Here is a 7658-nt window from a genome sequence, read left to right on the forward strand (position 1 = left end):
CCCCGAACGGCGTACGGAGAAGAACACACACCATGGACCGCCTCGACAACACCATCCGCCCCTACGCCTGGGGCTCGACCACCGCCATCCCGCACCTCCTCGGCGTGGCCCCCACCGGCGAACCGCAGGCGGAGATGTGGATGGGCGCCCACCCCGGCGCCCCCTCGCGCACCCCGCGCGGCCCCCTCACCGAGGTGATCGACGAGGCACCCGAACGCGAACTGGGCCGGCGCACCGTCGCCAAGTTCGGCCCCCGCCTGCCGTTCCTGCTGAAGATCCTCGCCGCCGGCGCCCCCCTCTCCCTCCAGGTCCACCCCGACCTCGAACAGGCCAGGGAGGGCTACGAGGACGAGGAACGCCGCGGCATCCCCATCGACGCGGGCCACCGCAACTACAAGGACGCCAACCACAAGCCCGAACTGATCTGCGCCCTCACGGAGTTCGACGGTCTCTGCGGCTTCCGCGACCCCCTGAGCGCCGCCGATCTGCTCGCCGGCCTCGACGTCGACTCCCTCAAGCCGTACGTCGACCTCCTGCACGCCCACCCCGAAGAGGCCGCGCTGCGCGAGGTGTTGACGGCCGTCCTGAGCGCCGACCCCGAGGCGATGGCCGAGACGGTCACCGAGGCCGCGGCCGCCTGCGCGCGTCTCGGCGGCGACTACGCCCCGTACGCCGACATCGCCCACCACTACCCGGGCGACCCCGGCGTCATCGCCGCCATGCTGCTCAACCACGTACGCCTGCAGCCCGGCGAGGCCCTCTTCCTCGGCGCCGGCATCCCGCACGCCTACCTCGACGGCCTCGGCGTCGAGATCATGGCCAACTCCGACAACGTCCTGCGCTGCGGCCTCACCCCCAAACACGTCGACGTCCCCGAACTGCTGCGCGTCGTCCGCTTCGAGGCCACCGACCCGGGCGTCCTGCGCCCCGAGGCGGCCCCCGACGGCGAGGAGGTCTACGCGACCCCCATCGACGAGTTCCGCCTCTCCCGCTACGTCCTCCCCGAGGCCACAGCCCCGCACGACCTCACCCTCCCGACCCCGCAGATCCTGCTCTGCACGGCCGGTGCCGTACGGGCGGGCGACCACACCCTCGCCCCCGGCCAGTCCGTGTTCGTACCGGCGGACGAGAAGGCCGAGGTGTCCGGACCGGGCACCGTCTTCCGCGCCACGGTGGTCGCGTGAACGACGTGACACCCTCCTGATCCGCGACCCGGCGCACCGACACCGGACCGGGCTGCAACAATGCCCCCTGCAAAAGGCGGGCAAAGCCCGGCCGGTGACGGACGGAAGCGTGGGTACCCATGCCCATGCACAGACACATGCGTAGGCGAAGGGACACCCCGGACAGATGAGCGCGTCAGGCGGCACCAAGGCGATCGTGGCGGCACTCGCCGCCAATCTCGCGATCGCGGCAGCGAAGTTCGTGGCGTTCCTCTTCAGTGGCTCGTCCTCGATGCTCGCCGAGTCCGTGCACTCCCTCGCCGACTCCGGCAACCAGGCCCTGCTGCTCCTCGGCGGCAAGAAGGCCAAGCGCGAGGCCACCCCGCAGCACCCCTTCGGCTACGGCCGTGAGCGCTATATCTACGCCTTCCTCGTCTCGATCGTCCTCTTCTCCGTCGGTGGCATGTTCGCCCTCTACGAGGGCTACGAGAAGGTCAAGCACCCGCACGAGATCGAGGCCTGGTACTGGCCGGTGGGCGTCCTCGTCTTCGCGATCATCGCCGAGACGTTCTCCTTCAGGACCGCCATCAAGGAGTCGAACGTCCTGCGGGGCAAGAAGTCCTGGACCGAGTTCGTCCGCCACGCCAAGGCTCCCGAGCTGCCGGTCGTGCTCCTGGAGGACCTCGGCGCGCTCGTCGGTCTGATCCTCGCCCTCGGCGGCGTCGGCCTCGCCCTGATCACCGGTGACGGCGTCTGGGACGGCATCGGCACCCTCTGCATCGGCGCCCTGCTCATCCTCATCGCGATCGTTCTCGCGGCCGAGACCAAGTCCCTCCTCCTCGGCGAGTCCGCCGGCGCCGAGGAGGTCGCGAAGATCGCCGCGGCCGTCGTCGACGGCGACACCGTCACCCGCGTCATCCACATGCGCACCCTCCACCTCGGCCCCGAGGAACTCCTCGTCGCCGCCAAGATCGCCGTCCAGCACGACGACACCGCCGCCGAGGTGGCGAACGCCATCAACGCCGCCGAGGCCCGCATCCGCGAAGCCGTCCCGATCGCCCGCGTCATCTACCTGGAGCCCGACATCTACAGCGAGGCGGAGGCGGCCAAGGGCCCCGACGCCGACGCCACCCCCGGCGGCCCCGCCCCGACCGCCGAGCACTGACCCACGCCCCGCAGGACCGGGCCCGCCGCATGACACGGCGGGCCCTTTCCCGTCACAGGCCACGCACCGCCGAACCGGCGATACCCCAGGCCAGGACCCTATGAGGCCCCGCCGCCCCGCGGTGAGGGCCTGATCCATCTCCAGGCGGACTGGGGCCGCACGGGTCGACCGGTGTAGCTTGGGACGGAGCCAGACGTCGCTGCTGATGGCGGTCGGGCGGTCCCACCGAGGGCCGACCGAGGGAGAGAGGGCCTCCGACGGACTGCGCTGCGCGCACGCGGGCATGCCTGTGTCCTCTTCGGGCACCCCTGTGTCCGCCGCCGCGCAGACCAGCCCTACCCACCCTCGACCCGACACCGAGGAGCAGCTCCTAATGACGACTGTCGATCAGCGACAGGACTTCAAGGTCGCCGACCTCTCCCTGGCCGAGTTCGGCCGCAAGGAGATCACCCTCGCCGAGCACGAGATGCCCGGCCTGATGGCGATCCGCAAGGAATACGCCGAGGCCCAGCCCCTCGCCGGCGCCCGCGTCACCGGCTCCCTGCACATGACCGTGCAGACCGCCGTCCTCATCGAGACGCTGGTCGCCCTCGGCGCCCAGGTCCGCTGGGCCTCCTGCAACATTTTCTCCACCCAGGACCACGCCGCCGCGGCCATCGCCGTCGGCCCGAACGGCACCGTGGACAACCCGCAGGGCGTCCCCGTCTTCGCCTGGAAGGGCGAGACCCTGGAGGAGTACTGGTGGTGCACCGAGCAGGCGCTGACCTGGCCGGACAGCCCCACCGGCGGCCCCAACATGATCCTCGACGACGGCGGTGACGCCACCCTCCTCGTCCACAAGGGCGTCGAGTACGAGAAGGCCGGCGAGGTCCCCTCCGTCGACACCGCCGAGAACGACGAACACCGCGTCATCCTGGAGCTCCTCCACCGCACCATCACCGAGGGCTCCCAGAAGTGGACCCAGCTCGCCTCGGAGATCCGCGGCGTCACCGAGGAGACCACCACCGGCGTCCACCGCCTGTACGAGATGCAGCGCGACGGCGTCCTCCTCTTCCCGGCGATCAACGTGAACGACGCCGTCACCAAGTCGAAGTTCGACAACAAGTACGGCTGCCGCCACTCGCTGATCGACGGCATCAACCGCGCCACCGACGTCCTCATCGGCGGCAAGACCGCCGTCGTCTGCGGCTACGGCGACGTGGGCAAGGGCTGCGCGGAGTCCCTGCGCGGACAGGGCGCCCGCGTCATCGTCACCGAGATCGACCCGATCTGCGCGCTCCAGGCCGCCATGGACGGCTACCAGGTCACGACCCTCGACGAGGTCATCGACAAGGCCGACATCTTCATCACCACGACCGGCAACAAGGACATCATCATGGCCTCCGACATGGCCAAGATGAAGCACCAGGCCATCGTCGGCAACATCGGCCACTTCGACAACGAGATCGACATGGCCGGCCTCGCCAAGGTCCCCGGCATCGTCAAGGACGAGGTCAAGCCGCAGGTCCACACCTGGACCTTCCCCGACGGCAAGGTGATCATCATCCTGTCCGAGGGCCGTCTGCTGAACCTGGGCAACGCCACCGGCCACCCGTCGTTCGTGATGTCCAACTCGTTCGCGGACCAGACCCTGGCCCAGATCGAGCTGTTCACCAAGCCCGACGCGTACCCGACCGGCGTCTACACGCTGCCGAAGCACCTCGACGAGAAGGTCGCCCGCCTTCACCTCGACGCGCTCGGCGTGAAGCTCACGACGCTCCGCCCGGAGCAGGCCGCCTACATCGGCGTAGAGGTCGAGGGCCCGTACAAGTCGGACCATTACCGCTACTGATCAGGTAGTGATCACGCACATCCGCTGACGCACTCCCGCGGCAGCTCACAGGCAGGCCCCCGCACCCCCGTGCCGGGGGCCTGCCCGTTCGGCCCGTGGCCCGCCCGCCGGCCGGATCAGCCCGTCACGACTCAGGACGCCCATGCCCCGCGGCCGGTATTCGCTTCATGACCCGCACGACCACACCCTCCTCGCCGAAGAACACTTCCACTGCGCGCCGGGTCCCTCCGGCTGGCGCTATGTGTCCCAACTGACCTCCCCTTCCGGCGACCACACCGGCTCCGTCGACCTCACCCTCGACGAACTCGGCCGCCCCCTCCGCCTCGAACTCCACGCCGCGAGCTGGCAGGTCCGGGGCGCCGCCCTCGACGGCGTCACCTGGGTCCGCACCGACCCCACCGGCACGCATGCCAGCGAAGGCAACGTCCGCGCCCACGCCTTCACCGGCACCTCCCCGGCGTTCCTCATCGCCACCGCCCGTCTCCTGCGCCTCACCCCTTCCGAGCCCGCGACCCGCGTACGCCTCGTCGCCTTCACCGACCCGGTCCTCGCCCCGCGCACCGTGGACCAGTCCTGGGCCTTGATCGCAAGAGAAGCACACGCCACTGACAACGACCCGCTGACCGTGGACGAATACCAGGTCACAGCCCTGGACACCGGCGAACAGCACACCGTTCACATCGCGGGCGACGTGGTCCTCGCGGCCCCCGGGGTGGAGCTGGAACACCTGGAATCACCGCCCTCGACGTTCGCCTGACGGGGGTCGACTGAGAGGCGGAGGGCGGGCGCCCACGGCACGGCCGTGCCCGACGGGGGAGTCAGACACCTGGTGGCGACGGCCGGCCCGGTAGGCGTACCTAGGCCGGTGGCGCGAACCCGGTGCTCGGCCGCTCGACAGGCGGCGTCTGCGACGCCTCGACGGGAGCGGAGGCCGCGGGCGCGGCCGGCGAGGCCGGAGGGGGAGCCGCATGAGCGCCGGGGGCGGCGGGGGCGACCGGTGGCGCGGCGGCAGGGCCGGATGCCGGCACACCGGGAGCAGCCGTCCCGCTCGTGGGCACGAAGCCCCCGGAAGGCGGCACCGGATACCCGGGCCCTACTGGCGGCCGCGCAGCGGGCCCGGCGGCCCACCCGGCCCCTGGGACCTGCCCACCCGGTACCACGCCCGGGCCCGTCGCACCGCCGAAGGCGCGGCGTGCCTCACGCGCCTGGCGCTCGTGCACCACGGCCGCGAGATAGGCGCCCGGCGGCACGCCGTACGGCGCGGGCGTTCCCGTACGCGCCGCGAGATCCGCGGCGAGATGTTCCGCCATCGCCGCTCCGACATGCGGATCCAGCTGTCCCATCCGCGTCAGGTACTGCCGGATGGCCAGCCACAGCGCGTCCGGAACGGCGGACAGATCGAGCCCGGAGAACTGCCCGGCCAGCCAGGGCGGCGGCGGGGGCACGAACGGCGACCGTCCCGCCGGTACCCGCTCCCGCACGACCAACGTCCCCGCGAACACATCGCCCAGCCGCCGCCCCCGCGCCGACACCAAGGAGGCGATACACGCGACGACCCCGAAGGTCATCAGGATCTCGACGACGCCGACGGCACCGCGCACCAGGGCGTGCCGGAACCGGATCGGCCCACCGTCGTCCCGCACCACGCGCAGCCCGAAGGCCAGCTTCCCCAGGGAACGCCCATGGCTCAGCGTCTCCACCGCGATCGGTACACCCACCAGCAGGAGCAGAAAGCTCGCGACGGCCATCGCCATCTGCGCCGCCTCGTCGAGACCGGCTGTGGCGAGGGCCAGGAGCAGGGTCACCACGAGGTAGACGACCATCGCCACGACCAGGTCGAGCAGCACGGCCAGCGCCCGGCTCGGCAGCTTCGCGGGACGCAGCTCCAGCGCCACCGCCTCGCCCGTCACTAGCTCACTCACACCCGTGGTCCTTCCTGTTCCATCCCCTGACCTGCCCCGCGACTGGCCAGTCTGCCAAGCTGAAGCCACATCGCGCCGCAGTACGACCTGTACGACAAGCTGACACGCAGTTCGAGAGGGACGAGGAGCAGCCAACCCGATGGACCTCGATGTCTTCGTGTCCGCCCATCGCGCCGAGTGGGACCGCCTCGACGCACTGCTCCGCCGCCAGCGCCGCCTGAACGGCTCCGAGGTCGACGAACTGGTCGCCCTCTACCAGCGCACGGCGACCCACCTCTCCCTGATCCAGTCCAGCGCTCCGGACCCCCAGCTCACCGGCCGTCTCAGCCAACTCGTGGCACGCGCGCGTAGCGCGGTCACAGGCGCCCGCCGCTCCTCATGGCGCGATGTCGTCCGCTTCCTGACCCACGGTTTCCCGGCTGCGGTCTACCGCTCACGGCACTGGTGGGTCCCCACCGCACTTCTCTCCACCCTGGTCGCCGCCCTCCTGGGCTGGTGGATCGGTACGCACCCCGAAGTCCAGGCGTCGATCGCGGCCCCCGACGCACTGCGCGAGATGACGCGACCCGGTGGCCAGTACGAGACGTACTACTCCAGCCATCCCGCGGCCTCCTTCGCGGCCCAGGTGTGGACGAACAACGCCCAGGCCGCCGCCATGTGCCTGGTCCTGGGCATCTTCCTGGGCCTGCCGGTCCTCTGGATCCTTCTCCTGAACATGCTCAACCTGGGCGTGGGCATCGGCTTGATGTCCTCGGCGGGACGGCTCGACGTCTTCCTGGGCCTCGTCCTTCCCCACGGCCTGTTGGAACTGACCGCGGTCTTCGTCGCCGCCGGCACGGGTCTGCGCCTCGGCTGGACCGTCATCGACCCCGGCCCCCGTACCCGCCGCTCGGCCTTGGCCGAGGAGGGGCGGGCCGCAGTGGGGATGGCGATCGGCCTGGCGCTGGTGCTGTTCGTCTCCGGCGCCATCGAAGGGTTCGTCACCCCGTCCGGCCTGCCGACCTGGGCCCGCATCAGCATCGGCGTCCTCGCCGAACTCGCCTTCCTCGCCTACGTCTATGTCCTGGGTGGACGCGCGGCTCGGGCCGGCGAGACAGGCGACGTCGAGGAGCACGAGCGCAGCGCCACGGTGCCCACAGCAGCCTGATGTGCATCCACCCCCGTCGGGCTGTTAGTGTCGTCGTCGTTCCCGCGAGAGCCGTTGACACGGAGCTGGTGGGGAGGTAGATTTGAACAGTTGCCTAGTGGTGGACATGCCCCAGGTGACAGTGAACATCTACCGGTTCCTCGCGGACGAGATTCGCGAGTGAGCCCGCCCCGATGAATCAGGAAGAGCAGCCGGTAAAGCCGGTCAAAAACTTCTGATAAAGTCGGATTCGCCGAAAGGGAGCCGCAAGGCGAACGAATAGGCAAAAGCCATCCAACGGCTACCGGAAACGAATTCCGACCGGAAACGGAACGGAAAACTGATCTGGTAAGGTTGGAAACGCAAGACCGAAGGGAAGCGCCCGGAGGAAAGCCCGAGAAGATACTCGGGTGAGTACAAAGGAAGCGTCCGTTCCTTGAGAACTCAACAG

6 protein-coding genes are annotated in these 7658 nt (G+C 70.1%); 5 read left to right on the forward strand and 1 reads right to left on the reverse strand.

All coding sequences use genetic code 11. The features are described 5' to 3' along the window. Positions 1–32 precede the first annotated feature (32 nt). The 4 genes from manA (at position 33) to ACZ4Z3_RS30455 (ending at position 4916) form a co-directional block, all read left to right on the forward strand. Complete coding sequence (gene manA / locus ACZ4Z3_RS30440) at positions 33–1184, forward strand: mannose-6-phosphate isomerase, class I (protein WP_468504026.1); 1152 nt, start codon at positions 33–35, stop codon at positions 1182–1184. A gap of 166 nt (positions 1185–1350) precedes the next feature. Then, on the forward strand, positions 1351–2328 hold the full coding sequence (locus ACZ4Z3_RS30445) for a cation diffusion facilitator family transporter (protein WP_468504027.1): 978 nt from the start codon (positions 1351–1353) through the stop codon (positions 2326–2328). 373 nt (positions 2329–2701) lie between these two features. Further along, a complete protein-coding gene (ahcY, locus tag ACZ4Z3_RS30450; protein ID WP_468504028.1) occupies positions 2702–4159 on the forward strand; it encodes an adenosylhomocysteinase in 1458 nt (485 codons plus the stop codon). 142 nt (positions 4160–4301) lie between these two features. Next, positions 4302–4916 (forward strand): hypothetical protein, encoded by a 615-nt coding sequence (locus ACZ4Z3_RS30455; protein ID WP_468504029.1) that lies wholly within the window; start codon positions 4302–4304, stop codon positions 4914–4916. A gap of 100 nt (positions 4917–5016) precedes the next feature. Here ACZ4Z3_RS30455 and ACZ4Z3_RS30460 read toward each other — a convergent pair whose 3' ends face one another. Next, complete coding sequence (locus ACZ4Z3_RS30460; protein ID WP_468504030.1) at positions 5017–6081, reverse strand: RDD family protein; 1065 nt, start codon at positions 6079–6081, stop codon at positions 5017–5019. A 139-nt stretch (positions 6082–6220) separates the two neighbouring features. Between ACZ4Z3_RS30460 and ACZ4Z3_RS30465 the strand changes: the two genes are divergently transcribed. After that, positions 6221–7228, forward strand: coding sequence for a stage II sporulation protein M (locus tag ACZ4Z3_RS30465; RefSeq protein ID WP_468504031.1), 1008 nt, complete (start codon positions 6221–6223; stop codon positions 7226–7228). The last annotated feature ends 430 nt before the right edge of the window (positions 7229–7658 follow it).

The organism is Streptomyces sp. NPDC030296, from assembly GCF_055572815.1.